Source organism: Enterococcus sp. E5-162 (genome assembly GCF_035725965.1).
Lineage (GTDB): Bacteria > Bacillota > Bacilli > Lactobacillales > Enterococcaceae > Enterococcus_B > Enterococcus_B lactis.
The window spans coordinates 85,299-112,292 of record NZ_JAPRFV010000011.1; the positions used below are offsets into that span (position 1 = coordinate 85,299).

General features: G+C 39.0%; 27 protein-coding genes and 1 pseudogene. 25 read left to right on the plus strand and 3 right to left on the minus strand.

The genetic code is table 11. The features are described 5' to 3' along the window. Window positions 1–59: 59 nt before the first annotated feature. From OZZ83_RS11375 to OZZ83_RS11395, 5 genes are all read left to right on the plus strand, one after another. A complete protein-coding gene (locus OZZ83_RS11375; RefSeq protein ID WP_278023346.1) occupies window positions 60–1,463 on the plus strand; it encodes a 6-phospho-beta-glucosidase in 1,404 nt (467 codons plus the stop codon). Then, entirely contained in the window at window positions 1,463–2,896 is a 1,434-nt protein-coding gene (locus OZZ83_RS11380; RefSeq protein ID WP_002325052.1) for a 6-phospho-beta-glucosidase, read from the plus strand. The genes OZZ83_RS11375 and OZZ83_RS11380 overlap by 1 nt, the downstream gene beginning before the upstream one ends. A gap of 144 nt (window positions 2,897–3,040) precedes the next feature. Beyond that, on the plus strand, window positions 3,041–3,967 hold the full coding sequence (gene trxB / locus OZZ83_RS11385; protein WP_104841515.1) for a thioredoxin-disulfide reductase: 927 nt from the start codon (window positions 3,041–3,043) through the stop codon (window positions 3,965–3,967). Window positions 3,968–4,179: 212 nt separating this feature from the next. Then, entirely contained in the window at window positions 4,180–5,907 is a 1,728-nt protein-coding gene (locus tag OZZ83_RS11390; protein ID WP_104841514.1) for a phospho-sugar mutase, read from the plus strand. 15 nt (window positions 5,908–5,922) lie between these two features. Further along, window positions 5,923–6,273, plus strand: a complete 351-nt coding sequence (locus OZZ83_RS11395; protein ID WP_002316410.1) for an ArsR/SmtB family transcription factor — start codon at window positions 5,923–5,925, stop codon at window positions 6,271–6,273. 83 nt (window positions 6,274–6,356) lie between these two features. Here OZZ83_RS11395 and OZZ83_RS11400 read toward each other — a convergent pair whose 3' ends face one another. Next, entirely contained in the window at window positions 6,357–7,217 is an 861-nt protein-coding gene (locus tag OZZ83_RS11400) for a pyruvate, water dikinase regulatory protein (RefSeq protein ID WP_002294941.1), read from the minus strand. A gap of 91 nt (window positions 7,218–7,308) precedes the next feature. On the opposite strand from OZZ83_RS11400, the gene OZZ83_RS11405 reads away from it, so the two are divergent. From OZZ83_RS11405 to OZZ83_RS11415, 3 genes are all read left to right on the plus strand, one after another. Beyond that, complete coding sequence (locus OZZ83_RS11405) at window positions 7,309–7,737, plus strand: Fur family transcriptional regulator (protein WP_002287322.1); 429 nt, start codon at window positions 7,309–7,311, stop codon at window positions 7,735–7,737. A gap of 161 nt (window positions 7,738–7,898) precedes the next feature. Continuing rightward, the gene (rpsU, locus tag OZZ83_RS11410; RefSeq protein WP_002287321.1) at window positions 7,899–8,075 is read left to right on the plus strand and encodes a 30S ribosomal protein S21; all 177 of its coding nucleotides are present in this window, start codon (window positions 7,899–7,901) and stop codon (window positions 8,073–8,075) included. Window positions 8,076–8,101: 26 nt separating this feature from the next. Continuing rightward, window positions 8,102–8,548: a GatB/YqeY domain-containing protein gene (locus tag OZZ83_RS11415; protein ID WP_002291695.1), complete on the plus strand. Its 447-nt coding sequence runs from the start codon at window positions 8,102–8,104 to the stop codon at window positions 8,546–8,548. A 155-nt stretch (window positions 8,549–8,703) separates the two neighbouring features. Here the strand turns inward: OZZ83_RS11415 and brnQ are convergent, their stop codons facing one another. Next, on the minus strand, window positions 8,704–10,083 hold the full coding sequence (brnQ, locus tag OZZ83_RS11420; protein WP_002291696.1) for a branched-chain amino acid transport system II carrier protein: 1,380 nt from the start codon (window positions 10,081–10,083) through the stop codon (window positions 8,704–8,706). Between the two features lie 704 nt (window positions 10,084–10,787). On the opposite strand from brnQ, the gene OZZ83_RS11425 reads away from it, so the two are divergent. The 17 genes and pseudogenes from OZZ83_RS11425 to OZZ83_RS11505 form a co-directional block, all read left to right on the plus strand. Beyond that, a complete protein-coding gene (locus OZZ83_RS11425) occupies window positions 10,788–11,759 on the plus strand; it encodes a PhoH family protein (RefSeq protein ID WP_002291698.1) in 972 nt (323 codons plus the stop codon). A gap of 23 nt (window positions 11,760–11,782) precedes the next feature. Further along, on the plus strand, window positions 11,783–13,966 hold the full coding sequence (locus OZZ83_RS11430; RefSeq protein ID WP_128721605.1) for an HD family phosphohydrolase: 2,184 nt from the start codon (window positions 11,783–11,785) through the stop codon (window positions 13,964–13,966). A 28-nt stretch (window positions 13,967–13,994) separates the two neighbouring features. Further along, window positions 13,995–14,471, plus strand: a complete 477-nt coding sequence (ybeY, locus tag OZZ83_RS11435) for an rRNA maturation RNase YbeY (RefSeq protein WP_002294935.1) — start codon at window positions 13,995–13,997, stop codon at window positions 14,469–14,471. Beyond that, complete coding sequence (locus OZZ83_RS11440; protein WP_025479401.1) at window positions 14,455–14,850, plus strand: diacylglycerol kinase family protein; 396 nt, start codon at window positions 14,455–14,457, stop codon at window positions 14,848–14,850. Before ybeY ends, OZZ83_RS11440 begins: the two co-directional genes overlap by 17 nt. A 14-nt stretch (window positions 14,851–14,864) precedes the next feature. Beyond that, window positions 14,865–15,764 carry a GTPase Era gene (gene era, locus OZZ83_RS11445; RefSeq protein ID WP_002288753.1) on the plus strand — a complete coding sequence of 300 codons (900 nt, stop codon included), beginning with the start codon at window positions 14,865–14,867 and terminating at the stop codon, window positions 15,762–15,764. A 142-nt stretch (window positions 15,765–15,906) separates the two neighbouring features. Continuing rightward, a complete protein-coding gene (gene recO / locus OZZ83_RS11450; protein ID WP_002314698.1) occupies window positions 15,907–16,719 on the plus strand; it encodes a DNA repair protein RecO in 813 nt (270 codons plus the stop codon). A gap of 385 nt (window positions 16,720–17,104) precedes the next feature. After that, the gene (gene glyQ / locus OZZ83_RS11455) at window positions 17,105–18,022 is read left to right on the plus strand and encodes a glycine--tRNA ligase subunit alpha (protein WP_002336543.1); all 918 of its coding nucleotides are present in this window, start codon (window positions 17,105–17,107) and stop codon (window positions 18,020–18,022) included. A 1-nt stretch (window position 18,023) separates the two neighbouring features. Then, window positions 18,024–20,099, plus strand: a complete 2,076-nt coding sequence (gene glyS, locus OZZ83_RS11460; protein ID WP_002316406.1) for a glycine--tRNA ligase subunit beta — start codon at window positions 18,024–18,026, stop codon at window positions 20,097–20,099. A gap of 384 nt (window positions 20,100–20,483) precedes the next feature. Continuing rightward, a complete protein-coding gene (locus OZZ83_RS11465; protein ID WP_002377416.1) occupies window positions 20,484–21,263 on the plus strand; it encodes a hypothetical protein in 780 nt (259 codons plus the stop codon). A gap of 45 nt (window positions 21,264–21,308) precedes the next feature. Continuing rightward, window positions 21,309–22,253, plus strand: a complete 945-nt coding sequence (locus OZZ83_RS11470; RefSeq protein ID WP_002308652.1) for an LCP family glycopolymer transferase — start codon at window positions 21,309–21,311, stop codon at window positions 22,251–22,253. Between the two features lie 15 nt (window positions 22,254–22,268). Continuing rightward, window positions 22,269–23,048 (plus strand): YveK family protein, encoded by a 780-nt coding sequence (locus OZZ83_RS11475; RefSeq protein ID WP_278023345.1) that lies wholly within the window; start codon window positions 22,269–22,271, stop codon window positions 23,046–23,048. A gap of 12 nt (window positions 23,049–23,060) precedes the next feature. Next, complete coding sequence (locus OZZ83_RS11480) at window positions 23,061–23,759, plus strand: CpsD/CapB family tyrosine-protein kinase (RefSeq protein ID WP_278023344.1); 699 nt, start codon at window positions 23,061–23,063, stop codon at window positions 23,757–23,759. A gap of 27 nt (window positions 23,760–23,786) precedes the next feature. Then, window positions 23,787–24,551 (plus strand): tyrosine-protein phosphatase, encoded by a 765-nt coding sequence (locus OZZ83_RS11485; RefSeq protein WP_278023343.1) that lies wholly within the window; start codon window positions 23,787–23,789, stop codon window positions 24,549–24,551. A gap of 62 nt (window positions 24,552–24,613) precedes the next feature. Beyond that, window positions 24,614–25,303 carry a sugar transferase gene (locus tag OZZ83_RS11490; RefSeq protein WP_123837932.1) on the plus strand — a complete coding sequence of 230 codons (690 nt, stop codon included), beginning with the start codon at window positions 24,614–24,616 and terminating at the stop codon, window positions 25,301–25,303. A gap of 13 nt (window positions 25,304–25,316) precedes the next feature. Beyond that, complete coding sequence (gene pssD / locus OZZ83_RS11495) at window positions 25,317–25,766, plus strand: PssD/Cps14F family polysaccharide biosynthesis glycosyltransferase (RefSeq protein WP_278023342.1); 450 nt, start codon at window positions 25,317–25,319, stop codon at window positions 25,764–25,766. Next, a complete protein-coding gene (pssE, locus tag OZZ83_RS11500) occupies window positions 25,766–26,257 on the plus strand; it encodes a PssE/Cps14G family polysaccharide biosynthesis glycosyltransferase (protein WP_278023341.1) in 492 nt (163 codons plus the stop codon). Before pssD ends, pssE begins: the two co-directional genes overlap by 1 nt. 27 nt (window positions 26,258–26,284) lie before the next feature. Beyond that, window positions 26,285–26,680, plus strand: a pseudogene (locus OZZ83_RS11505) (glycosyltransferase family 32 protein); the annotation flags it as partial. A gap of 81 nt (window positions 26,681–26,761) precedes the next feature. On the opposite strand, the gene OZZ83_RS11510 reads toward OZZ83_RS11505, so the two are convergent. Beyond that, the coding region (locus OZZ83_RS11510) for a transposase domain-containing protein (RefSeq protein WP_325066064.1) at window positions 26,762–26,994 on the minus strand (233 nt) is incomplete at its 5' end.

Here is a 26,994-nt window from a genome sequence, read left to right on the forward strand (position 1 = left end):
ATTGTTTGTTTTGTTTACAAAAAAGATAATAAAAGTGTAAAAAGCAAAGGAGTGAGAACATGGCAAAAGGAATCAAAATCGCTACGATTGGTGGAGGCAGCAGTTACACCCCCGAGTTGATGGAAGGATTTATCAAAAGATATGAGGAATTACCGATACGAGAAATCTGGCTCGTAGATGTAGAAGAAGGAAAAGAAAAGCTTGAGATCGTCAGTCAGATGTCTCAGCGTATGTGGGATGCTTCTCCGTATGAAGTCAAGATCTATGCAACTTTGGATCGGGAAGAAGCATTGAAAGATGCGGATTTTGTTACGACTCAGTTTCGTGTCGGTCAATTAGATGCACGAATCAAAGACGAGCGGATCCCTAGTTATTATGGGATGATTGGGCAAGAAACAAATGGTGCTGGCGGGATATTCAAAGCTTTTCGTACCGTTCCAGTGGTTTTGGCAATCGTTGAAGACATGAAGCGTTTATGTCCAAATGCTTGGCTGATCAATTTCGCGAACCCAAGCGGGATGGTGACAGAAGCAGTTATCAGATATGGCAAATGGGATAAAGTGATCGGATTATGCAATGTGCCAGTAATGGCGACGATGACAGAACCAGCAATGCTTGGCAAGAAAAAAGAAGAGCTGATCTACAAGTTTGCCGGTCTAAATCACTTCCATTGGCACAAAGTAGCAGATAATAAAGGAAATGACCGCACAGCAGATTTGATTGATCGTTTATACGATGAAGACAATGGATTGCCGAAAAATATCTTTGACATCCCGTTTTTCAAAGAACAATTAAAACAAATGAACATGATCCCTTGTGGCTACCACCGCTATTACTACCGTGAAGAAGAAATGTTGGAACATGCTTTAGAAGAATATCAAACGATTGGTACAAGAGCGCAACAAGTGAAAGAAACAGAAGCAGAGCTGTTTGAATTATACAAAGATCCAGAATTGGATCATAAACCTGAACAATTGAAAAAACGAGGTGGTGCTTATTATTCAGATGCTGCCTGTGAAACGATTGCTTCGATCTATGGAAATAAAGAAACACAGATCGTGGTGTCTACAAAGAATGATGGAACTGTTCCTGATCTGCCGGCAGATTGTGTAGTAGAAGTCACTGCCTATGTTGGCGCACAAGGCGCACGAAATGTAGCGTTTGGTTCCCTTCCTGCTGCTGAAAGAGGCTGGTTGCAAGTAATGAAGAATATGGAATTGCTGACGATCGAAGCAGCCGTGACTGGTGATTATGGAACAGCTTTACAAGCGTTTACGATCAATCCGCTTATACGATCAGGAAAGACAGCAAAACGGATCATGGATGAGTTGTTTATTGCACATCAGCAGTATTTACCGCAATTCAAGGAAACAATCAGCCGGTTAAAAGCAGAAGGAATCGAAGTCCAAGATGAACTGGCAAGAGAATTGTCAAGCAATACACATGTAATGGAGGAAGTATGATGGGATTCAGAAAAGATTTTTTATGGGGCGGTGCTACAGCAGCCAATCAATGCGAGGGTGGTTATGATGAAGGCGGACGTGGGTTAGCGAACGTAGATGTTGTGCCAATCGGAGAAGACCGTTTTCCTGTCATTACTGGAAAAAAGAAAATGTTTGAATTTGATAAAGATCATTTTTATCCAGCAAAAATTGCGATCGATATGTATCATCATTATAAGGAAGATATTGCTTTGTTTGCAGAAATGGGGTTCAAGACTTATCGGATGTCCATTGCTTGGAGTCGTATTTTTCCAATGGGCGATGAAAATGAGCCAAATGAATCTGGTTTGAAATTTTATGAGGATGTCTTTAAAGAATGTCAAAAGTACGGGATCGAGCCGCTTGTGACGATTACACATTTTGATTGTCCGATGCATTTGATCAAAGAATATGGTGCGTGGCGTTCTAGAGAACTCGTTGGTTTTTATGAAAATCTGTGCCGAGTCATCTTCAATCGCTATAAAGGACTTGTCAAATATTGGTTGACATTCAATGAGATCAATATGATCCTTCATGCACCATTCATGGGCGCAGGGCTGTATTTTGAAGAAGGAGAAAATGAAGAACAAATCAAATATCAAGCGGCACATCATGAGTTGGTTGCAAGTGCCATCGCAACGAAGATCGCTCATGAAGTAGATCCGGAGAACAAAGTAGGCTGTATGCTGGCAGCAGGAGCATATTATCCATACACTTGCAATCCTGAAGATGTTTGGGCTTCTAGAAAGTCAGATCGAGAAAATTATTTCTTCATTGATGTCCAGTCACGAGGAGAATATCCCGCTTATGCATTGAAAGAAATGGAACGAAATGGCATTCAGATCAAAATAGAACCTGGGGATGCCGCATTGCTGAAAGAACATACTGTTGATTTTATCTCCTTTTCTTATTATTCTTCTCGAGTTTCGACTACTGACAACGAACTCTTGGAACAGACTGCAGGAAATATCTTTGCTTCTGTCAAAAATCCATATCTGGAAGCAAGTGAATGGGGTTGGCAAATTGATCCATTAGGCTTGAGAATAACGATGAATGATATTTATGATCGTTATCAAAAACCACTATTTATTGTAGAAAACGGCTTAGGTGCAGTCGATACGCCCGATGAGAATGGTTATGTGGAAGATGATTATCGAATCGACTATCTGGCAGCACATATCCAGGCAATGAAAGATGCAGTAGAATTAGATGGAGTCGATCTATTAGGCTATACGACTTGGGGATGTATTGATTTAGTATCAGCTGGTACAGGTGAGATGAAGAAAAGGTACGGATTCATTTATGTCGATCGTGACAACGAAGGAAATGGCACATTAGCCCGTTCGAAGAAGAAATCATTCAACTGGTATAAAAAAGTAATTGATTCAAATGGAGAAAATCTTTCGAACGATTGATCAATGATTTATAAAAGTCTATTGTTTTTCAGCGGATTTTTCGAGTATAATAAAGCTATTCGAGAAACGCAAGCAGAACAATAGACTTTTTTTCGCATTGGCTGTAAAGTATGCTTACTTGATTAAGTAAAGGAGAATCTACATATGTATGATGTAATCGTTATTGGCGCAGGGCCTGCTGGGATGACTGCTGCTTTATATGCTTCACGTTCAAACTTATCCGTATTGATGATCGAACAAGGCGCTCCTGGCGGCCAAATGAACAATACGGCAGAAATCGAAAACTATCCTGGTTTCGATTCAATCATGGGTCCTGATCTAGCTTATAAGATGTATGAAGGTGTTTCAAGATTTGGGACAGAAAATGCTTATGGAATCGTGCAAGATATCAAGGATCACGGCAGCCACAAAGAAGTTATTTGTGAAGATAAAACTTACGAAGGAAAAACAGTCATTATCGCAACAGGCTGTATCCACCGTAAATTAGGCGTACCTGGCGAGGAAGAATTTGCTGGACGTGGAGTTTCTTACTGTGCAGTTTGTGATGGTGCATTTTTCCGTAACAAACGTCTAGTAGTGATCGGAGGAGGAGACTCAGCAGTAGAAGAAGCCATCTATTTGACACAATTTGCTTCTGAAGTAGTCATCGTCCACCGTAGAGATGAATTACGTGCACAAAAGATCATCCAAGACCGTGCATTTGCGAATGAAAAAATTTCCTTTATGTGGGATACAGTCGTTGATGAAATCATTGGGAATGAAATGGTAGTGACAGGTGTGAAAGCACGTAATGTCAAAACTGGCAATGAGTTTGATTTGGCAGCAGACGGAGTATTCATCTATGTTGGATTGGATCCATTAACTGCACCATTTAGAGAAGCTGGGTTGACGAACGAAGCCGGCTGGATTCCAACAGACAACGAAATGAAGACGAATATACCAGGCGTTTTTGCCATCGGAGATGTTCGTGAAAAAGATTTGCGACAAATCACTACTGCTGTTGGTGATGGTGGGATCGCTGGACAACAAGTGTATAAATACTTGGAATCTTTAGAAGAAACAACTGCATAAGTTTAAAAAGAGTGAAAGAACGGTTTCAATTGTTCTTTTACTCTTTTTTTTGCGTGAAATCTACTGAATCCGATTTATGCGAATACTTGTAACCGTGCTTGATAAAAGAATCTTTTCTTGATTTAAGCGTTTTTTGGTCCTCATACTTTCATATCTAATAAGTGAATGCTATACTTATTAAGAACCATATTTCAGAAAGAGGTGTTATTTTCATGTCTTGGGAACAAGTGTATGAACAATGGGTACATGAAGAAAATTTAGAAGAAAACTTAAAAAAACAATTAAATGATCTGGGTGAAGATCCTGAAAAACTTGAAGATGCTTTTTATGCACCGTTGGAATTCGGTACTGCAGGCATGCGGGGAATCTTAGGACCTGGGATCAATCGAATGAACATCTATACGGTAAGACAAGCAACAGAAGGACTTGCACGTTTCATGGATACACAAGGTGAAGAAACAAAACGCCGAGGTGTCGCTATCGCTTATGACTCACGCCATCAATCACCAGAATTTGCCATGGAAGCAGCCAAAACATTAGCTCATCACAATATCCCATCTTATGTATTCGAAAGTCTACGTCCAACACCAGAGCTTTCTTTTGCAGTCCGTCATTTGAAGACGTTTGCGGGAATCATGGTAACCGCATCCCACAATCCAGCAGCTTACAACGGATATAAAGTCTACGGAGAAGATGGGGGACAAATGCCTCCTGCAGACGCAGATGCATTGACGAAATATGTCCGTGAAGTCAGCAATCCGTTAAAAGTTGAAGTATTATCTGACGACGAAGCTGAACATAGCGGATTGATCACGATCATCGGAGAAGAAGTGGATGCCGCTTATCTAGAAGAAATCAAAGCAGTAACGATTGATCATGAATTGGTGGAAACAATGGGGAAAGATTTGAAGCTTGTGTACACACCACTTCACGGAACAGGAAAAATGTTGGGCGAACGTGCGTTGAAACAAGCTGGATTCGAACAATTCGTACTAGTTCCAGAACAAGCTGTCGCAGACCCAGATTTCACTACAGTCAAATCACCAAATCCAGAAGAACACTCTGCTTTTGAGTATGCGATACGACTTGGCGAGAAAGAAGGCGCTGATTTGCTGATTGCAACAGATCCTGATGCAGACCGTTTAGGTGCAGCCGTTCGTTTGCCAAATGGCTCCTATGAAGTTTTGACCGGAAACCAAATCGGAGCACTGTTTGCTCAATATATTTTGGAAGCACACCAATCGCGAGGCACTTTACCTGAAAACGCAGCGGTATTGAAATCGATCGTTTCTAGCGAATTACCTACAGCAATTGCGGAACACTATGGGGCTACCATGTTCAATGTATTGACAGGATTCAAATTCATTGCTGAAAAAATTCAACAATTTGAAGAAGATCATTCCCATACTTTTATGTTCGGATTCGAAGAAAGTTACGGTTATTTAGTTAAACCTTTCGTTCGCGACAAAGACGCGATCCAAGCATTGCTCTTATTAGCAGAAGTAGCAGCTTACTATAAAAAACAAGGCAAAACGTTGTATGACGGCTTGCAAACGATTTTTGAAACCTATGGCTACTACGCAGAAAAAACGATTTCTGTGACAATGAGCGGACAAGAAGGCTCTGCAAAAATCTCTGCTTTGATGGAAAAATTCCGTGAAGAAGCACCAACAGAATTTGCCGGAGCAAAAGTCATCCAAACAGAAGACTTCAAAGAGTTGACGAGAACAAACCGTGAAGGAAATGTAGAAAAACTAACGACACCGCCATCTGATGTATTGAAGTATACGCTGGAAGAAAATGGCTGGATCGCTATCCGTCCTTCAGGAACTGAGCCGAAAATCAAGTTTTATATCGGTGTAAAAGGAAACTCTTCAGAAGACGCAGCTGAAAAAGTAGCCGCTTATGAAGCGATTATCCAAAAGATGACAGAAGAATAAAAAAACTTGAGACTGATGGAAAAAGTGGTAAACTTTAGAAGTCAGTCTTTTTTCAAGTTGGAGGTGAATGGATTGCCAGACACGCAAAAAACAAAAGTAGAGAAAGTCAGCCAACTATTCAAAATGTTGAGTGACCCCACTCGTCTCAAAATTCTGCTGTATCTGAAAGACGGGGAACAAAATGTGACAGCAATCACCCAAGCAGTAGAAATGGAACAATCTGCTGTATCGCATCAACTGCGTTTATTAAGAGAAAACCATGTCGTCAAGTCCCATCGTGAGGGAAAAGCGATTTTGTATAGTCTTGATGATTCTCACGTACTGGATATTTTGAACCAGACACTCAAACATGTGGAACATCAATAACGATAGGTGCAAATAGAGACAAACTGGACTGTGTCAACGAATCTTCCTCGCTGACACAGTCCAGTTTTTTTAAAGAAAAATTGTTAGTCTGTTTCTTCGGTGGTTTCAGTTCCATAATAACTATGATCTTCTAGGTCTAAAGCATTCAAAATAAGTGAAGCCGTTTCTTCGATAGATAAAGAAGCGACATTGATTACTACGCAGCCCAATTTTTCATAAAGATCATTCGCAAAATCGAGTTCAGCTCGTATTTTTTCGATATCGGAATAAGCAGTATCAGGATTTAATCCGTAAGAGCGCATCCGTTCTTTACGGATATTGTTTAAAATATCTGGGTTATTCGTCAGTCCCACGATTTTTTTAGGATCGATCTCCCAAAGCTGTTTGGGAATATGTGCTTGTGGGATCAAAGGTAGATTGGCAACCTTTAAATTTTTGTTAGCTAAAAACAAGCTCAAAGGCGTTTTGGAAGTTCTGGATACGCCTAGCAAAACGACATCTGCTTCTAGAAACCCACGAGGATCTTTCCCGTCATCGTATTTTACAGCAAATTCCATTGCTTTGATCCGTTTGAAATAGTTCTCATTCAATAAATGAAGGGCGCCAGGTTGCCGAATGGGCTTGATACCAGTTAAGCGCTCGATTTCTGATATCGGCGGAGTCATCACATCAAAACTAAATAATTGATGTTCTTCACAAAAAGAACGCGTCATCTCGATCAATTCTTGATTGATCAATGTGTGCAGGACAAGGGCTTTTTCTTTTAGTGCATCTTGCAGTGCCTGCATCAATGTTTTCTCATCTGTCACAAATGTTCTGCGGAATAAATTGAACTCAACGGTAGGATATTGGGCCATAGTGGCTTGCGCTAATTTTGTCGCAGTTTCTCCAGCAGAGTCAGAGATGACAAAAAAAGTAACGATTTCTGTAGAATCGGAAGACATGGATAAAACCTCACTTGCATTTTTTTTATGTTTATTATACCATACTCTAGAATGTGTACTTCGTAATCATTTTGATTTGGAGGAATAAGTCATGAAAAAACAGACATTGATTGAACAATCACTAGAAACATTGAAAAATAACGGTTTTAAATATACTAAAAAAAGAGAAGCATTGTTAACTTATTTAGTGAAGCGCAATCGCTACGTATCCGCTAAAGAAGTTTTTGACTATATGAATCAGGAATTCAAAGGAGTAAGTTACGATACGATTTATCGAAATCTCCATGATTTTGCAGAAATCGATTTACTGGAAGAAACCGATTTAAATGGAGAGATGAAGTTTCGTTTTCATTGCTGTCAAGGGGAAATCGGCCATCACCATCACTTTATCTGTACGGTGTGCGGAACAACGAAAGAAATCCATATGTGTCCAATGAATTATTTCGAAGAACAGCTCGGTGGATGTACGATCGAAGGGCATAGATTCGAGATTTTCGGAAGATGTGAAAATTGTCAATAAGGATTTAAATAAAATAACATTTGATAATTTTAAAAAAAAGCAAGATTTCCTTGACGGTCAAAACAGCATTAGATATAATATTTACAGGACAGTCTTGTTTTTTGAGATATATTTCAATAACAATTACGGTTACTTTTTAAGCTCGGAGGGAGGGAATTAACATGTCAAAAACAGTCGTTCGCAAAAACGAATCACTTGACGATGCTCTTCGTCGCTTCAAACGTTCCGTGTCAAAAGCGGGTACTTTACAAGAATCTCGTAAACGTGAATTCTACGAAAAACCAAGTGTAAGACGCAAGAAAAAATCTGAAGCAGCTAGAAAACGCAAAAAATTCTAGTTCTGTGATGAATTGGAGTTGGTAGTGTGTCACTACTAAGTAGATTAAACGATGACATGAAAACAGCGATGAAAGCGAAAGATAAGGAATCTTTACAAGTCATCCGAATGATCAAGTCATCTATACAAAACGAGCAGATTAAAGAAGGTCACGACTTGACAGAAGAAGAAGAATTAACGGTGTTGTCTCGCGAAATGAAACAGCGACGTGATTCTTTGCATGAGTTTGAAGAAGCAGGACGTGACGATTTAGCTGAAAAAGTAAAAAGTGAAATTGTGATAGTCGAAAAATACATGCCGGAACAACTTTCCGACGAAGAAATTCGACAACTTGTTCAAGAAGCAATCACACAAACTGGTGCTTCATCAATGAAAGAATTTGGCAAAGTCATGGGTGCGATCATGCCTAAAGTCAAAGGAAAAGCAGATGGAAACCAAGTAAATGCCATTGTGAAAGAACTATTACAATCTTAATTTTATCATTTAAACTGCGGACAATCATTGTCCGCAGTTTTTTTGTGCGCGTAAAAAAGAAATCTAAAAAATAGCTAGACGAAAGAATAGGATTCTTTCATCTAGCTGGTTTTTTCCTGTTTAATATTTCTTATGTTAAATTGTGTTTGATTTGGTTATTCTTCTGGTAGTTCATTTGCTTCTTGTTTATACCCTGATAGGCGATAGGCGTAATAAAACAGTAGGCTGCCAGCGTAACCAAGTAACGTTGGGACCATCCAGCCAAGTCCTAATGCAGCAAAAGGAACGTGATGATGATAAAATTCGAGCATGCTTGCTACAACTCTTTGTTGACTCACTAAAGCAGGCGAATTTGCCAGCATATCCAATACGGCAGGAACAGCAGCAAACAACATCGTTACTTGATAGACAAATGGTGTCTTTTGGAAAAATTTTGCTGTTAAGGAAAGCAAGATCAACGCAAGCGACAATGGATACAAAAGCATCAATACTGGTAAAGACCATTGGATGATATTGTCTAAACCAGCATTTGCAACGACAAAAGAGACGAAAGTCGTTAACCGCAGCCATGTCATATAACTGACTTTAGGGAACAGTTTATGGAAATCTTGCGCAAAAGAAACAACGAGTCCCATAGCGGTAGTGAAGACACCTAATGTGACCATCACTCCTAAGAAGCTAGCGCCGAAGTTACCTAAATAAAAATTAGTGATCTGAGAAAGTGCAGTTCCGCCATTTTCTGATAAAGACATCTTATTCAAACTCATCGCACCGAGAAGAACAAGTCCAAAATAGATCATGACTTCTAGCGCAACGCTCAGGCTACCAGCTTTTGCCGTTAATTCTGTGACTTTTTTATCTTTGAAACCAAGGTCACGGACTGCATGGACAAAAGTGACACTTAAGGCAAGCAAAGCTACTGCATCAACCGTGTTATAACCTTCTAGGACACCATTTGTTAAAGCGTTTGTTTGATAAGTATCTGCAGCAGATTGATTTAGATTTCCCATTGGATGGAATAAAGAAACGACAAAAATGATTGCTAATAATGCAAGAAACAAGGAGTTTAGATACTTTCCGACGTATTTGACCAACCGTGTTGGATGGACAGTAAGGAAATAAGCAAGTAAAAAGAAAAGAGCAGAGAATAAAAACATACCTAATGAATTATATTTTTCAGGCAAAAATGGTTTAGCAGCCATTTCAAAAGCAGTAGCAGCTGTCCGTGGTGTACCGAAAAATGGTCCGATCGTCAAATGAACAAGGATTAAGAACAAGGCAGCATACCATTTTCCGACAGGTTTAGCTAAGTCATACAGACCATCACTTTTTGTCACTACTACAGCTAAGATAGCTAGTAATGGGAAAAGAGCGCCTGAGATGGCAAATCCTACGCCAGCACTGACCCAGTTTGCGCCCGCCATTTGACCTAAGTGGACAGGAAAGATTAGATTACCTGACCCGAAGAACATCCCGAAGATAAGTGAACTGACCATCAATAGTTGTTTCCATGAATAAGTTTTTGTTTCTTCCATAAATTTTTCCTCCAATAATTATCATTTTGATTGACGATATAAACGTTGCAGCAATTAGTAATGCCACTAATATCAGATTCCATGAAAACCACCACCTTAAAATAAAAAAAAGCCCTTTTCCACTTGGGAAAAGGGCTCTAGATTCTAGAACGGTACCACCTTTTTTCGCTTAAAAAAGCTTCTTCATTCACGGACGCTTTTTGATAAAGTTATCCGCTAGCCTGATAATGGAGGCAGCCACAATGATCTACGTTTTCGACATTGACTCGGAAATGATGTTCGTCTATTCGATTTATTGTCATTTCTCACTTACATGACTCACTGGGAATAAATCGTTGAATAGCCTACTGTTTTCCTCGACGCTTTGCTGTATGTTCATTTGTTGACGTAATAATACACCTGTTTTTTTTGAAATGCAAGAATATTTTAACTATTTTGTTTTCTTTTTTTGAAACAGGAAAAATACCTAGAGAATACTTGTTGAATGAAACGAAATATTTTGTTCTCCACTTTCATATAACTTACATTCTCAGCTTCTTTTTATCAAAACGAGACCTTTAGCGAATGGAAACGGCTATTTTTTAACGTTTCTTGGTACGTATGGTTAAGCGACTCTTTTACAACCTTTTCTTATTTGCTATATAGTTTCTTCTGAGTATGGTAAAATAGGAAAGAATGAATCGAAAAAAAGGGGATGTCTATTTTTGACGGAAGAGTCTAGTTCTTTAGAGATTAGATTGACAGCTGCTGATGATGTCAGCATGCTTTTAGGTGCACACGACAAGCATATAAAACTGATCGAGGAAACAACGGAAACAACCATCCATACACGTGGAGAAATCATTCAGATCATTGGTGAACAATCCCAGATTTCCTTGGCTGCCTCAGTCATTCGGACATTACAGGAATTGATCAAACGAGGAATCCACGTAAGTACACCAGATGTCGTGACGGCATTGAAAATGGGACAAAAAGGTACATTAGATTATTTTGTTGAGATGTATGAGGAAGAGATCGTCAAAGACCGTAATGGAAAACCTATACGGGTAAAAAACAGCGGTCAAAAGAAATACGTTGAATCGGTAGCCAAACATGACATCGTATTTGGTGTAGGGCCAGCCGGAACAGGGAAAACGTTTCTTGCCGTAGTATTAGCAATTGCTGCCTTAAAAAAAGGCGAAGTGCAAAAAATCATTTTGACGCGGCCCGCTGTGGAGGCAGGGGAAAACCTAGGCTTTCTACCCGGGGATCTGAAAGAAAAAGTGGATCCTTATCTGCGGCCTGTTTATGATGCTTTATACCAAATTTTTGGATTGGATCATACGAACCGATTGATGGAACGAGGCGTGATCGAAATCGCACCTTTAGCTTACATGCGGGGGCGGACATTGGATGATGCATTCGTTATCTTGGACGAAGCACAAAACACGACAGTCGCTCAGATGAAAATGTTCTTGACCCGTCTCGGTTATCAATCAAAAATGATTGTCAATGGGGATACAAGTCAGATAGACTTGCCTCGAGGGACGACAAGTGGTCTTGTTCATGCAGAACGAACACTAAAGCAAATCAAAAAAATCGATTTTGTTAATTTTGAAGCAAGTGACGTTGTTCGGCACCCTGTAGTTGCCGAAATCATCAAAGCTTATGAAAAGGCGGATCTTCATCAAGAATAAGCTTTGCTTAGGAGGATAAGCACATGTTGAATAAAACACTGCAGAAACTACAAGAAAAACTCGGAAAGGCAGCATTGCCTTTCCTTCTGTTCTTGTTTTTTATCATTGTCTGCGGCGTTACATTTAGTAGTGTCAAACAAAAGGCCAATGATTTTAGAGAAGGCCAAGTAGCAGAAGAGAGTATCCGTGCGAATAAAACGATCGAGAACACGGAAGAAACCGAACAAAGAAGAAAACTGGCAGCAGAAGCAGTGACTCCAGAATATACTTATCAAAAAGATCTGGCAGATGACCAGAACAATCGGATCAAGCAATTATTCGAATTGATCGATAAGACGAATGATACCATCAACAAATCTTATAATGACAAGGTAGATAAGGCGAAGGAAGATGAAAATATCCCGAAACCTACTACAGAAGAGCGGATTGCTACACTGAAGAAAAATTTTGAAAACGTGAATGCAGAAAACGTTGCGTTTTACCAAAAACTGCCGAACAATTTTTATTCGACGATATTTGAAATGACTGAAACGGAAATTCACACAGTTAGGGATGAAAGTTTGAAGCTCATTGACGAACAGATGAGTAAACAAGTTCGTGAAAGCGAATTGGAAGCTTTTAAACAAGAAGCAGAAGATCAGATTCAATATTTGAATGTCACAACAGAGCAGCAACAAATGATTCGCTACTTAGTAGATCAAGGAATTGTAGTCAATGATGTATTGAATGAGAAAAAGACAGAAGAATTAAAACAATCTGCACGAGAAGCTGTACAACCAGTGATGATCTTCCAAGGAGAAATCATTGTTCGCGAAGGAAATCAAATTGATGCTTCAGCAATGAAAAAATTGGAATTACTAGGATTGACGAATCAAACGACTTCGATTTTCCCACTCATTGCCATGGTTTTAGCTGTTTTGCTTCAAATCGGTGTACTGATTTATAATTCACTTCAATTCCAAAATGCAGGAGAAAGAACAAAATACGTACTTTTCTACGTGACGGCAATGTCAGTCAGCGTAGTACTAATGAAATTTTTCCAACTCTTCCAAACAGAACAAGCTGCTTATATTCCGCTGTTTTACCCCGCGGCTTTTGCTCCACTTGTTTTAAGCTTTTTCTTGAATCGAAGAGCAGGGATCATGGCTGGTATTTTCCAAGCAGTATCCGCACTTTTCATTTTTTATGATTCGATTGGCACGAACTTTCTGACAGTTATTTTGATGTCCTATGTATTTTCTGGTCTCATGGCAACGATCGTCAGACGCAAACGGATCTCAGAACAAGGGTTATCCGCTGCTATGTGGGTCATTATTTTCCCTGTGATGATGGATGTCATTTTGATTATCTACCAAGGAATGAGCTTTGGAGATGCAACGACTTGGTTAACGCTAGTCTGCGGATTCACAGGTGCACTGTTCTCATTCTTGCTGACGATAGGTCTGCACCCCTATATTGAATTGATGGTCAATGATGATAGTGTGATCGTATTAAATGAACTCAGCAATCCTAATCATCCTTTATTGAAACAGTTGCTGGAAGAAGCACCAGGCACGTATCACCATAGCATGATGGTAGCCAATCTAAGTGCTAATGCTGTAGCAGAAATCGGTGGACGTTCTTTACTAACTCGAGTAGCTTGCTATTATCATGATATCGGCAAGATCAAACACGCCAGCTTTTTCGTTGAGAACTTGCCTTCAGGAGCGGAAAATCCGCACAATTTCTTATTGCCAGAAGACAGTAAACATATTATCTTTGGACATGTGACAGATGGTGCCAAAATATTGGAAGATTATAATATGCCGCAAATGGTGATCGATATTTGCAGACAGCATCATGGAACCACGCTGATGCGTTATTTCTACGTTAAGGCAAAGGAACGCAACCCGGAAGTCACGGAAGAGCAATTCCGTTATCCTGGACCAAAACCTCAAAGCCGTGAAGCAGGAATCGTCAATATAGCTGACAGTTGTGAAGCGGCAGTACGGGCAATGGACCATCCAACGAGCGAAAAAATCGAAAGTTTTGTCCATAATCTTATTGAAGAGCGTATTTCCGATGGACAATTGGACGACAGTGGATTGACGTTAAAAGAAATCCGTAAAGTAGAAAAATCATTGATCAGCGGTTTAAGCAGTACCTTCCATTCTCGGATCAAATATCCTAAAATGAAATCGGAAGTTGAGAAGATAAAAGAAGAATAGCAAGAAGAATAGAAAGAAGCGATGTATAATGGATATTACTTTCATGGATGAAACAAACCAAGTCTCAGAAGAGAAAATAAAAGAAATCGACGACTTGTTGCAATTTGCAGCATCATATTTAGAGTTGCCAGAAGAAACAGAAATGTCTGTTACTTTCATGGACAATGCAGCGATCCAAGTAATCAATCGTGATTACCGTGGAAAAGATGCACCGACAGACGTCATCAGTTTTGCCTTGGAAGAAGAGGGCGAAGACGAAATCCCAGTGATTTTTGAAGATGGAGAGAATCCATTGCCTCGTGTACTGGGAGACATCATGATCTCTACTGAACGTGCTGCAGAGCAAGCAGAAGCTTACGGCCATTCGTATGATCGGGAACTTGGCTTTTTAGCGGTTCATGGATTCTTGCATATCAACGGGTATGACCATATGACACCAGAGGATGAGAAAGAAATGTTTGGTTTACAGAAAGAGATCTTAGATGCCTATGGACTTAAAAGATAAAAACGTAGAGAAAAACAAACATTTCCTGATGTCCGTGGAATTTGCCGTCCAAGGAGTCAAAACCGTTTTTGAGGAAGAACGCAACATGAGGAAACATGTTGCGTTCGGAATCCTCGCTTTGTTTATGGGCGTGATTTTCCAGCTTGATCGGATAGAATGGTTATGGCTGCTTTTAGCTGTTTTTCTCGTATGGATAGTAGAGATCATCAATACTGTTTTTGAAAATGTCGTGGACATGTTTACGGATTTTCATTTTCATCCGATTGGGAAAAAAATCAAAGATATGGCAGCTGGAGCAGTTTTAGTGACCGCTTGTTTTTCCGTCATCGTTGGGTTGATTTTATTTGTCCCTAAAATATATCATTTGTTGTTTAATTAAAAAGGAGAACGTATATGCCAGAACATAAATCAGGGTTTGTCGCAATCGTCGGCCGCCCGAATGTAGGAAAATCCACATTATTGAATCGAATCGTGGGTCAAAAAATTGCCATCATGAGTGATAAGGCGCAGACAACTAGAAATAAAATCCAAGGAGTATATACTACACCAGAAGCTCAGTTGATTTTTATTGACACACCAGGAATCCATAAACCAAAGCATCGTTTAGGAGATTTTATGGTAGAAGCAGCTTACAGTGCGTTGAAAGAAGTGGACGCGGTCTTATTTATGATTAGTGCTGATCAAAAACGCGGTCGGGGAGACGATTTTATTATTGAACGTCTAAAAAACGTGCATTCTCCTGTTTATCTGATTATCAATAAAATCGATAAAATCCATCCAGACGAGTTGTTGGGAATCATCGAAGATTATTCAACGCAGATGCCGTTTGCACAAGTGATTCCAATTTCTGCTACAGAAGGAAACAACGTCGAACGTTTGATGGATGTATTAGTCAGTGAAATGCCAGAGGGCCCACAATATTTTCCAGATGATCAAGTGACTGATCATCCTGAATACTTCATCGTTTCTGAATTGATCCGTGAGAAAGTCTTGTTTTTAACACGAGACGAAGTGCCTCATTCTGTCGCAGTCGTTGTTGATTCGATGAAGCGAAACGAGAATGATAAAATCCATATCCAGGCTACGATTATTGTCGAAAGAGATAGCCAAAAAGGGATCATTATCGGCAAAGGCGGAAAAATGCTGAAGCAAGTAGGAACGAAAGCGAGAAAAGATATCGAAAATCTTTTAGGAGACAAAGTCTTTCTAGAACTTTGGGTCAAAGTTCAAAAAGACTGGCGAGACAAAAAAGTCTATCTGCAAGACTTCGGCTACCGAAAAGACGAATATTGATATTCTGAGCTTCTTGTAAGTTAGGTATAGAAATAAACTGGATAAAAATCCGCGTGTTGAGAAAAGCTGCGGAAGATCGCAACATAAATGATCTGGATCGGCAGAATCTGCTTTTCCAGATTTATTTTTTAGGAGGGAGAATATGAGCCAGCTTGCAGAATCAAAAGGCTTGATTTTATCTAGCCGTAATTACAAAGAAAAAGATAAATTAGTCAAAATCTTTACGGAATCTTCTGGCAAAATGATGTTTTATATCAAAGGGATCCATCGGCAAAATCAGCCCTTAGCTCCGGCTTTGCTCCCTTTTACTGAAGCAGTTTATATCGGGAATTTTCGAAGTGAAGGTTTGTCATTTTTAAGCAGTGTCAAAGATGTCCACGCGTTTCGACACATCCAAGAAGACATCTTTTTGAGCGGCTATGGCACATATTTATTGAATCTAGTAGATGCGGCAATCGAAGATCATCAGTACGACCCTCATTTGTTCCAGTTTACGCAACAAGCACTGCAACGGATGGACCAAGGAGATGATGCAGAAATCATCACGAATATTTTTGAAGTCCAAATACTGCAACGCTTCGGGATCGCGCCGATCTGGACGCACTGCGTCGTATGCGGGGAAACAAAAGGGAAGTTTGACTATTCTTCCAAATATGGTGGTGTGATATGCGAAAGACATTGGTCGATGGACGATCACCGTTATCATGCAGATCCTCGAGCTGTTTATTTCGTTCGGATGTTTTCAGCTATTTCTTATGATAAGATCAGTGGAATCCATCTGAAAGAAGAAACCAAACAAGCAATCCGTGAACTCATCGACCAGCTGTATGATGAATATGTCGGTATCCATTTGAAAAGCAAAAAGTTCATTGATCAAATGAAGTCTTGGGCACACGTATTAAAGACGCCAGAGAAAGACATGTCTGAAAAAGATCTACCTAAAAAAGAAGAATAGTAAATGAAACATACAACAAAAAATCAAAACCATTTGACAAACACAGGGAGTTCCGTCTATTATTAACCGTAGATCAAATAGATCGTTCACTGAGAGGATCTATTATAGAAACAAGAAAACTGCAAAATGAATACGTACATTGACCAAGATCAGTAAAAAACACGTGGTTTAGCGAGTTCGGGAGAGTGGGAGCCGGACCCAAACGATTTTTGAAGAGGCACTTGCGAGTACGATAAATGAAGCTGCCGAATCTTTATTCGGAAGTAGGGTGGAACCGCGAATTATTCGTCCCTATGTCTGTAATCAGACATAGGGATTTTTTGTCGTTTTCTTTCCTGTATTCTTATTTGACAGCAACGCTTTAAAATTGAAAGGGGCAAAACAGATGAATAAAAAATTGACCGTCCAAGATATGATTTTAACATTACAAAAATTTTGGTCATCAAACGGCTGCATGCTGATGCAAGCGTATGACACAGAAAAAGGAGCAGGTACGATGAGCCCATATACCTTTTTACGGGCAATCGGACCAGAACCATGGAATGCTGCTTACGTAGAGCCATCTCGCCGACCAGCTGATGGACGTTATGGCGAAAACCCAAACCGTTTGTATCAGCATCATCAATTCCAAGTCGTGATGAAACCTTCACCTGAGAATATCCAAGAGCTTTATTTAGAAAGCTTGCGCCTTTTAGGAATCGATCCATTAGAACACGACATCCGTTTTGTTGAAGACAACTGGGAGAACCCATCCATGGGCTGTGCCGGTGTGGGTTGGGAAGTATGGCTTGACGGAATGGAAATCACACAATTCACGTACTTCCAACAAGTTGGTGGACTGCCTTGTAAACCAGTAACTTCTGAGATCACTTATGGATTAGAACGTCTTGCTTCTTATATCCAAGAAGTTGAAAGTGTCTATGATTTAGAATGGGCTGATGGCGTGAAATATGGCGAGATCTTCAAACAACCAGAATATGAACATTCTAAATATTCTTTTGAAGTAAGCGACCAAGACTTGCTACTAAGCAACTTTGATCGTTTTGAAAAAGAAGCTAAACGCTGTATCGATGAAAATCTTGTTCATCCGGCGTATGATTATATCTTGAAATGTAGCCATACATTCAACTTATTAGACGCCCGCGGTGCAGTATCCGTAACAGAGCGTGCCGGTTATCTTTCTCGCATCCGCAACATGGCTCGTGCTGTAGCCAAAATCTTTGTGGCAGAACGCGAAAAATTAGGATTCCCTTTGTTGAATAAAAACACAGCAAATCCAGAAAACGTGAAGGAGGCTGAATAAGATGGCAAAAGACTTATTACTTGAAATCGGGCTGGAAGAAATGCCTGCTCATGTTGTCACACCAAGCATGAAACAATTAGAAGAAAAAACAGCAAAATTTTTAGATGAAAACCAATTGACTTATGATACGATCGAAACATTTTCCACACCGCGCCGTTTAGCAATCAAAGTAACAAACATTCCAGAACGACAAGCGGACAGTGAAGAAGAAGTCAAAGGACCAGCCAAAAAAATTGCTTTGGACGCAGATGGAAACTGGACGAAAGCAGCGGAAGGATTTGTCCGTGGACAAGGTCTGACGACAGATGCTATCACTTTTAGAGAATTAAAAGGTGTAGAATATGTCTATGTAACGAAATACACTCATGGTAAGGAATCAAAAGAAGTATTGACAGGTTTAGCAGATGTCATTAAAAGCCTGACTTTCCCTGTAACGATGCATTGGGCAGAATACGATTTTGAATATATCCGCCCTATTCACTGGATCGTGGCATTGTTAGATGACGAAGTAATCCCATTCGAAATCTTGGATGTCAAAACAGGCAGAGCCTCTCGAGGTCATCGTTTCTTAGGCGAAGATGTGACATTTGCGCATGCAAAAGAATATGAAGAAAAATTGAATGAACAATTCGTTATTGCGTCTCCGCAAAAAAGACAAGAAATGATCGTTACACAAGCCAATGAATTAGCAGAAAAAAATCATTGGGTTATTGATTTAGACGAAGATTTACTAGAAGAAGTCAACAATTTAGTCGAATATCCAACTGTCTTTTCTGGCGACTTCGAAGAAAAATATCTTTCTGTTCCTGAAGAAGTACTAGTCACTTCTATGAAAGAACATCAACGTTATTTCGAAGTACGGAATGATCAAGGTATGCTGCTTCCTCATTTTATTTCTGCTCGTAATGGCGATCGGGTAAAATTGGAAAATGTGGTTCGAGGCAATCAAAAAGTATTGACTGCTCGTTTAGAAGATGCGGAATTCTTTTATAATGAAGACAAGAAAGCTTCAATCGACCAATACGTTGAAAAACTAAAAACTGTTACTTTCCATGAAAAAATCGGTAGTATCTATGAGAAAATGCAACGGGTACAAGTCATTGCCCGTATCATTGGCGAACAAGTAGGACTATCTGAGGAAGAATTGATGGATCTGCAACGAGCTGCTGAAATCTATAAATTCGATCTAGTAACCAACATGGTAGGGGAATTTCCTGAACTACAAGGGATTATGGGCGAAAAATATGCTCTGCTGAAAGGCGAGAAACCTGCTGTAGCGACAGCGATTCGTGAGCATTACATGCCTATATCCAGTGAAGGAGAGCTACCTCAGTCTACAGTAGGTTCTGTTTTAGCGATTGCAGATAAATTAGATAGCATCTTTTCTTTCTTTGCAGTTGGGATGATTCCAAGCGGGTCAAACGATCCGTATGCCTTACGTCGCCAAGCATACGGTGTCGTTCGGATCATCGAGTCGAAAAAATGGGCCTTTCCTTTGTCTGTTCTGCAAGAAACGATTAGTGATGTTATCAGTAAAGATACGGATCGTTTCGGCATTGGTCTATCAGAAGGACAACAACAAGTGATCGACTTTATCAAAGGGCGTCTACGCCAATTATTGACCACGAAGAACATCCGTCATGATGTCATTGATGCTGTTTTGAATGCGGAACAAAAAGATCTGACAAAAGTATTTGCAGCAGCACAACTGTTCAAACAACATCTTGCAGATGAAGACTTCAAACCGTCAATGGAAGCTTTGACACGTGTCGTGAATTTAGCGAAAAAAGCGCAGCTTGAAAAACAATCAGAAGTAGACCCTAAGCTGTTCGAAAACGACGCAGAGAAAGAATTACACAAAGCAGTAGAAGCAATGAAAGCAAGTTTTGCTGACCAAACGATCCACGAAAACTACGACCAGCTTGTCGCTCTTCGTCCACTGATCGAAAATTATTTTGATCAAACGATGGTCATGGCTGATGAACCAGCAGTACGTAAGAACCGACTAACACAACTTAGTCAAATAGCTGCCATGGCTTTGTCATTAGCAAGTTTGGATCAAATCATCACAAAATAATCTTTTGTTTGAAAAACAGAGAGCATGCACGAAACGTGCTGTGTCTCTGTTTTTTTGTTATAAATATAAATAGCTGTTATTAATTCTATTTTAATAATTTTTGTTATTTTATTCTTTGTTCAAATTTTCAAAATGCTCATGAAAAGAGAGGAAATAAAAATGAAAACGATTAATCATAATCTTGTTACTGTTTTATTTACTTTTAAATTAGGAATTTCCCTAGTCAAGAAAACTGTTTGTGGTATGATTATATAGGGAAAACCTGTTTATAAATATTTCTATGAATATATTAGTTTAATTATGCTTTTAAAATAAAAAGCGGTCATTCTGATGTGAATGAATCACATCTTTATTTATCTATCATCAATATTTAGGAGTGAATCTATGGAAAAGCCGTTCGTCAAGTTATTGGCTACTGTGGCGGTAGGCACAGGCGCTATTGTGATTTGCTTGTTTGGATACCATTTCAATAATCAGCGGCAACATCATCAACGGATCAATTACGCAGAATCTGCCATCACCAATCAAAAAGACACCGTGACCTCTTTATCAAAAGAAGTAGATAAGCTGTACAGTACAAAAGAAAAAATTTTCCTAAATCCTGAAATAACAGAAGAAACAGTTTCAAATTTGTCACATAAACTATCTTCTATCAAACTTTCGGCAGATGATTATGACATCAAGGAATCAGAATTACCTAAAGAAGCTGCTGCGATCCAAGAAGAAAAGAAAGCAGTCTTAACACAGTTAGAGGATGCAGAATCAAAACTGAAGATCCAGACGGCTGTCAATAAATTATTTACTAAAAACGTATCAAACTGGCAGCAAGCTGTGGATGATGTCATCATCAAAGAAAAGTTGGCAAGTGCAGATGTCGCCCATGTACGTGAAAATATGAGCTTTTTTAAGGATAGTGCTTGGAAAACAGTCGTTATGCAATATCTAGGATTCGCTGATACCCAAATTGCACAAGTCACGCAACTAGATCAGCTATTCGATACGATGCTGAAAGATGGTCAAGTAACAGCTACTGCTACTTACGATCAATATTTGACCGCACTCAGTCTCATCGAACAGATCCGGAATGAAAAAATAAGAGCCGCATACGCGTCAAAAGCAGAAACAGTCGCTCAGCAAATGGGCTATAGCAATACGAGCTATTAATAGTAAAAGCGAGGATTCAAGCAAAGCTAGCAAACGGAGGAAACTATGGCAAAACGAAGAAGAAAATCAAGAGGGAAAAAGATATTTCTAATTATTTTAGCAATTCTTGTCGTATTAGTATTAGCAATCGTAGGAGTAGGAGCAAAATTATATCTAGATCTCTCACATTCTATTGAAAAAACTTACGAATCAGTGGAACGAACCCAAGGAGAACGAACAAAACCAGTTGATCTGGACAAACAAGAATCCTTCTCTGTCCTATTGATGGGGATCGATACGGGAGATTTAGGACGGGTCGATCAAGGACGATCAGATACGATGATGGTTGCCACAGTCAGTCCTGAAGATAAACAGACAACGATTGTCAGCATTCCTCGTGATACGTATGTCGACATCGTTGGACATGATACAAAAGACAAGATCAACCACGCTTACGCATTCGGTGGAGCTGCTATGGCAATGGATACCGTACAAAAATATGTGGACATCCCAATCGACCACTATGTTTCAATCAATATGAAAGGTCTAAAAGAACTCGTTGATGCAGTTGGTGGTATCGAAGTCAATAATGACCTCACCTTCTCACAAGATGGCTATGATTTTACGATCGGTAAAATCACATTGAACGGGGATCAGGCATTGTCTTATTCTCGTATGCGTTATGAAGATCCAAACGGTGACTACGGCAGACAAGAACGTCAAAGAAAGATCGTAGAAGGTGTAGCGAAAAAAGTATTGAGTCTAAACGGTGTCAGCAACTATCAATCTGTTTTGAATGCTCTAGAGTCGAATATGAAAACAGACATGAGCTTTGATGAAATGAAAAAGATTGCTTTAGATTATCGGGATGCATTTGGTACGATCAAGCAAGATCAGCTGCAAGGAGAAGGCTTCATGCAAGACAATATCTCATACCAAAAAGTCAGCGATCAAGAACTTGACCGTGTGAAAAAAGAATTAAAAGATCAAATGAATCTAGAGAATAAATAGGAAAGTGGAGAAAAAATGGAAGAGACAATCAGCTTGAAAGAAATTTTTGAAACATTACGCAAACACTTGGCAACAATCATCATCTCAATGTTTGCTGGCTTGGCCATCTCAGGAATCGTGACGTTTTTCATCTTAACACCAAAATACAGTTCACAAGCCCAATTGATCGTGACACTGCCACAATCAGACACTGCAAATGTCAATGATGTCAATACGAACCTACAAATGATCAATACGTATAAAGATATGATTGTCAGTGATCTAGTATTAAATGAAGTCAAAGATCGTTTAGAAACAGAAGACAATGTAAAAATGACTGCTGGACAAATCAAAGATGCCATCTCCGTTAATCAGTCACAAAATTCACAAATGTTCTCGATCCAAGCAACAAGCACGAATGCAGTGACGGCTCAACAGATTGCTAATACAACGTCACAAGTATTCCAAGAGAACGCCAAAGACGTGATGAATGTCGATAAAATCTCGATCATCTCAGGTGCAGTTGCCAATACGACACCTGTTTCGCCAAATAATAAATTGAATCTAGTGATTGGCTTAGTGTTAGGAATGATGGTAGGCGTAGGTCTAGCTTTCTTATTTGAATTACTCGATCGGACAGTAAAAGATGAAAAATATGTGACGGATACATTAGGCTTCCCAATCTTAGGAACTGTACCAGAAATGTCAGCGAAAGAATTGAATGTTGGTATCCGTAAAAAAGGACCAGCTCCGACACAACCAAAAGCTATAAACGATAAAACAGCGCCATCACGCAGAAGCCGCTCAAGAGTCTAGGAGGAAAGAAAAATGGCACGAACACAGAAACAAAAAGCAACCCAAACTCATGAAGTCAGTTTGGTCACACTCACAAATCCCTCTTCACCAATCGCTGAACAATATCGTACGATTCGGACGAATATCCAGTTTGCCTCCGCAGCTGGTCAGCAAATCAAAACGATTGTTGTGACTTCATCAGGACCTGGAGAAGGGAAATCGACCACTGCAGCAAACATTGCCGTTGTTTTTGCCAAATCTGGTCAACGGGTGCTGCTAGTCGATGCAGACTTACGTAAGCCCGTCATCTATAAAACGTTCAAGTTGAACAACGCAAGCGGATTAAGTACTGTTCTTAGTTCATCAGGAAGTGTAGCAGATGAGATCCAACGAACACCAGTCGACAATTTGTCGATTCTGCCAAGTGGACCTAAACCACCAAATCCATCAGAACTACTAAGCTCGCCAAGAATGGATCAGATTTTAGCAGAAGCAAGACAACTATTTGATGTAGTGATCTTCGACATGCCGCCAGTCGTTGCCGTAACAGATGCACAGATTATGTCTTCAAAAACGGATGGTACCTTATTGGTCGTACGTGAAAATACGTCACGTAAAGAATCATTGTCTAAAGCAAAAGAATTGCTAGATATGGTACAAGCGCGTGTCCTTGGTGTTGTATACAATGGGGCAGAACACAGCAAAGATGCTGGCTATTACTACGGGAATTAAGAAATAAAAAGAGAGGAGACAAGAGAAATGATTGATTTACATTGCCATATCTTGCCAGGAATCGATGACGGAGCAGAAAACTTAGATGCCAGTATCGCCATGGCTGAAAAAGCGATTCAACAAGGGATCACACATATTTTATGCACACCCCATCATAATAATGGAAAATACAGCAATGAAAAATCCCAAGTCATTTCTCTAGTCGCTTCGTTACAAGCAGAATTAGAGAAAAGACAATTACCTTTGACGTTATTGGAAGGACAAGAAGTACGTATTACCGGAACACTGATTGAAGACATCCACCGAGATGAAATTTTATTTACAGATTTAGATGATACATATCTTCTAATCGAATTTCCGACACTGGAAGTGCCGTTATATGCAGAACGGCTCTTTTTTGAGTTGTTACAACTAGGAAAGACACCAGTGATCGTCCATCCAGAACGCAACGCGCATTTTCGTAAAGACACGAATCATTTGCTGCCATTCCTAGATATGGGATGCTTGGCCCAACTCACCGCACCAAGTTATGTCGGTGTATTTGGCAAAGACATCCAGAAAACAGCCAAAATGATGGTCAAACATAACCTCGTGCAAATGGCTGCCTCTGATGCCCATGGGGTCTCTAAACGCACCTTTTACTTAAAAGAATGTTATGAGCAAATCGCCAAGGACTTTGGTAAGGAAAAAGTAGCACAGATGAAACAAGTCGCAAAGGACCTGATCAACGGGGATGAGATCAGTTATCCAGTCTATGAAGAGGTAAAAAAGAAGAAGTTTGGTTTATTTTAGTTCTTCATTCATAGATAAAATGGAAATGAGGAGAGAGTGAAATAGTGAAAGGGACTGAAAGTATGGAAAGTGAAGATTTATTGTCTCGCATTAGTGAAGTACATCCAAATCAGGTTTGGTTGGATAAAGAAAAAGTAGAAAAACGGTATGTCTACTTGTTTTTTAAAAGAATGATTGATATCGTGGGGAGCATTATTGGTTTGATTCTAGCTTCTCCTTTGATGATTTATGTAGCTTATCGAATAAGAAAAGAAGAACCAAAAAGTCCGATAATTTTTAGTCATACACGGGTTGGTAAAAATGGAAAAACATTCAAAATGTATAAATTCCGTTCGATGTGTTTAGATGCTGAAGAAAAATTGGAAGAGTTACTGGATCAAAATGAAATAGAAGGGGCAATGTTCAAGATGAAAGAAGATCCCCGTGTCACCAAAATAGGTAAAGCTATCCGTGCCAAAAGCATTGATGAATTACCACAGCTATGGAATGTTTTAAAAGGAGATATGAGTTTAATTGGTCCACGCCCGCCTTTGGAGAGGGAAGTAGCTGAGTACACGAGATATGATCTTCAACGCTTGTATGTAAAACCTGGATGTTCAGGTTTGTGGCAAGTTAGTGGTAGAAATGATGTTAGTTTTCATGCAATGGTTGATTTAGATTTAGAATATATAACTAATCAAAGTTTATTGAATGATTTTAAACTAATCATCAAGACAATCTGGATCGTTATAAAACCGAATGGGGCATATTAAGGAGTGTAAGTTATTGAAAATTTGTTTAGTAGGTTCAAGTGGGGGACATCTGACCCACCTATATTTATTAAAAAATTTCTGGGAAAAAGAAGAAAGATTTTGGGTGACATTTGATAAAGAGGATTCGAGAAGTATGTTGAAAAATGAACGTTTTTTTTCATGCTATTATCCCACAAATCGCAATGTAATAAACTTAATCCGTAATTCTTTTCTCGCTATTAAAATACTATTAAAAGAAAAACCAGATTTAATCATATCTTCCGGTGCGGCTGTAGCAGTTCCGTTTTTCTATTTAGGTAAACTAATGGGAGCAAAAACTATCTACATTGAGGTTTTTGATAGAATTGATGCGCCAACCCTGACTGGAAAATTAGTATATCCTGTGACAGATAAATTTATTGTGCAGTGGGATGAGATGAAAAAAGTGTATCCAAAAGCAATTAATCTCGGAGGTATATTTTAATGATATTTGTGACTGTTGGAACACATGAACAGCAATTTGATCGTCTAATAAAAGAAATTGATAGATTAAAAGAAAGCAGATTGGTTTCAGAAGAAATTTTCATGCAAACTGGATTTTGCAACTATATACCTAAAGCTTGTGATTTCCAACAATTTTTATCTTATGAGCAGATGGAAGAATATATTGATAGAGCTCGTTTAGTAATCACTCATGGTGGCCCCTCTACATTTATGAACGTTTTAAAAAAGGGAAAAAAACCTATAGTTGTTCCTAGACAAAAACAGTTTAGTGAACATGTAAATGATCATCAATTAGAGTTTGCTGAAGCAGTTAAAAAAAAGGGCTATGATATTTATGTAATTAAAGAGATTAATGAACTCTTAAATTTATTAAATGATTCTAAAAATGATATACAAATTAAGGTAAATAGTAATAATTTAAAGTTTTGTGAAAAACTAGAAAGTATTGTAAATAGTTTAGATATCAAATAATTTTTAGAGAAGGAGGAATTTTAAAGTATGATACCTAAGAAGATTCATTATTGCTGGTTTGGAAAAAATCCACTTCCAAACGAAGTAAAAAAATGTATAGAATCATGGAAGTTGTTTTGTCCTGATTATGAGATTATTGAGTGGAATGAAGAAAATTATGATGTATTCAAAATTGATTATATGGCTGAGGCTTACAAAGCAAAAAAATATGCTTTTGTTTCTGATTACGCTCGATTGGATATTATTTATAATAATGGTGGCATATATTTAGATACAGATGTAGAACTGATTAGACCATTAGATGATCTTTTACATCATTCTTGTTATTTGGGGATGGAGTTACCAGGTAGAGTCGCTACTGGATTAGGTTTTGGTGCTGTCAAAGGCAACAATTTCTTATATGAGAACATGAAATATTATGAACATAAGTAAGCGCCCCATAGAACAGTACCTGTACGTCAAATAACCCGACCTATAGAATAGAATCGGGAATGTTTGGCGTTTTTAGTTACGAGAAAAATGTTGTTGTACATCCTTGTTCCAAGGCAACAGTTGATCTAAAGTTTCTGCTGAAAGTACGGGAAGATTTGGTATCTTATCAAATAGAAATTCTAGATACTTTACAGGATTCAATCCGTTAAGTTCTGCTGTTTTATATACACTCAGAATGATTCCTGAAGTTCGTGCTCCTTCAAGACTTGTGGAATGCAACCAATTTTTCCGTCCTATCACCAGCT

What these genes read in the sequence shown, in the direction of transcription:
- OZZ83_RS11375 (WP_278023346.1), top strand. Translation starts at nt 60, where the DNA reads ATGGCAAAAGGAATCAAAATCGCTACGATTGGTGGAGGCAGCAGTTAC.
- OZZ83_RS11380 (WP_002325052.1), top strand. Translation starts at nt 1,463, where the DNA reads ATGGGATTCAGAAAAGATTTTTTATGGGGCGGTGCTACAGCAGCCAAT.
- trxB (WP_104841515.1), top strand. Translation starts at nt 3,041, where the DNA reads ATGTATGATGTAATCGTTATTGGCGCAGGGCCTGCTGGGATGACTGCT.
- OZZ83_RS11390 (WP_104841514.1), top strand. Translation starts at nt 4,180, where the DNA reads ATGTCTTGGGAACAAGTGTATGAACAATGGGTACATGAAGAAAATTTA.
- OZZ83_RS11395 (WP_002316410.1), top strand. Translation starts at nt 5,923, where the DNA reads ATGGAAAAAGTGGTAAACTTTAGAAGTCAGTCTTTTTTCAAGTTGGAG.
- OZZ83_RS11400 (WP_002294941.1), bottom strand. Translation starts at nt 7,217, where the DNA reads ATGTCTTCCGATTCTACAGAAATCGTTACTTTTTTTGTCATCTCTGAC.
- OZZ83_RS11405 (WP_002287322.1), top strand. Translation starts at nt 7,309, where the DNA reads ATGAAAAAACAGACATTGATTGAACAATCACTAGAAACATTGAAAAAT.
- rpsU (WP_002287321.1), top strand. Translation starts at nt 7,899, where the DNA reads ATGTCAAAAACAGTCGTTCGCAAAAACGAATCACTTGACGATGCTCTT.
- brnQ (WP_002291696.1), bottom strand. Translation starts at nt 10,083, where the DNA reads ATGGAAGAAACAAAAACTTATTCATGGAAACAACTATTGATGGTCAGT.
- OZZ83_RS11430 (WP_128721605.1), top strand. Translation starts at nt 11,783, where the DNA reads ATGTTGAATAAAACACTGCAGAAACTACAAGAAAAACTCGGAAAGGCA.
- ybeY (WP_002294935.1), top strand. Translation starts at nt 13,995, where the DNA reads ATGGATATTACTTTCATGGATGAAACAAACCAAGTCTCAGAAGAGAAA.
- OZZ83_RS11440 (WP_025479401.1), top strand. Translation starts at nt 14,455, where the DNA reads ATGGACTTAAAAGATAAAAACGTAGAGAAAAACAAACATTTCCTGATG.
- era (WP_002288753.1), top strand. Translation starts at nt 14,865, where the DNA reads ATGCCAGAACATAAATCAGGGTTTGTCGCAATCGTCGGCCGCCCGAAT.
- recO (WP_002314698.1), top strand. Translation starts at nt 15,907, where the DNA reads ATGAGCCAGCTTGCAGAATCAAAAGGCTTGATTTTATCTAGCCGTAAT.
- glyQ (WP_002336543.1), top strand. Translation starts at nt 17,105, where the DNA reads ATGAATAAAAAATTGACCGTCCAAGATATGATTTTAACATTACAAAAA.
- glyS (WP_002316406.1), top strand. Translation starts at nt 18,024, where the DNA reads ATGGCAAAAGACTTATTACTTGAAATCGGGCTGGAAGAAATGCCTGCT.
- OZZ83_RS11465 (WP_002377416.1), top strand. Translation starts at nt 20,484, where the DNA reads ATGGAAAAGCCGTTCGTCAAGTTATTGGCTACTGTGGCGGTAGGCACA.
- OZZ83_RS11470 (WP_002308652.1), top strand. Translation starts at nt 21,309, where the DNA reads ATGGCAAAACGAAGAAGAAAATCAAGAGGGAAAAAGATATTTCTAATT.
- OZZ83_RS11475 (WP_278023345.1), top strand. Translation starts at nt 22,269, where the DNA reads ATGGAAGAGACAATCAGCTTGAAAGAAATTTTTGAAACATTACGCAAA.
- OZZ83_RS11480 (WP_278023344.1), top strand. Translation starts at nt 23,061, where the DNA reads ATGGCACGAACACAGAAACAAAAAGCAACCCAAACTCATGAAGTCAGT.
- OZZ83_RS11485 (WP_278023343.1), top strand. Translation starts at nt 23,787, where the DNA reads ATGATTGATTTACATTGCCATATCTTGCCAGGAATCGATGACGGAGCA.
- OZZ83_RS11490 (WP_123837932.1), top strand. Translation starts at nt 24,614, where the DNA reads ATGGAAAGTGAAGATTTATTGTCTCGCATTAGTGAAGTACATCCAAAT.
- pssE (WP_278023341.1), top strand. Translation starts at nt 25,766, where the DNA reads ATGATATTTGTGACTGTTGGAACACATGAACAGCAATTTGATCGTCTA.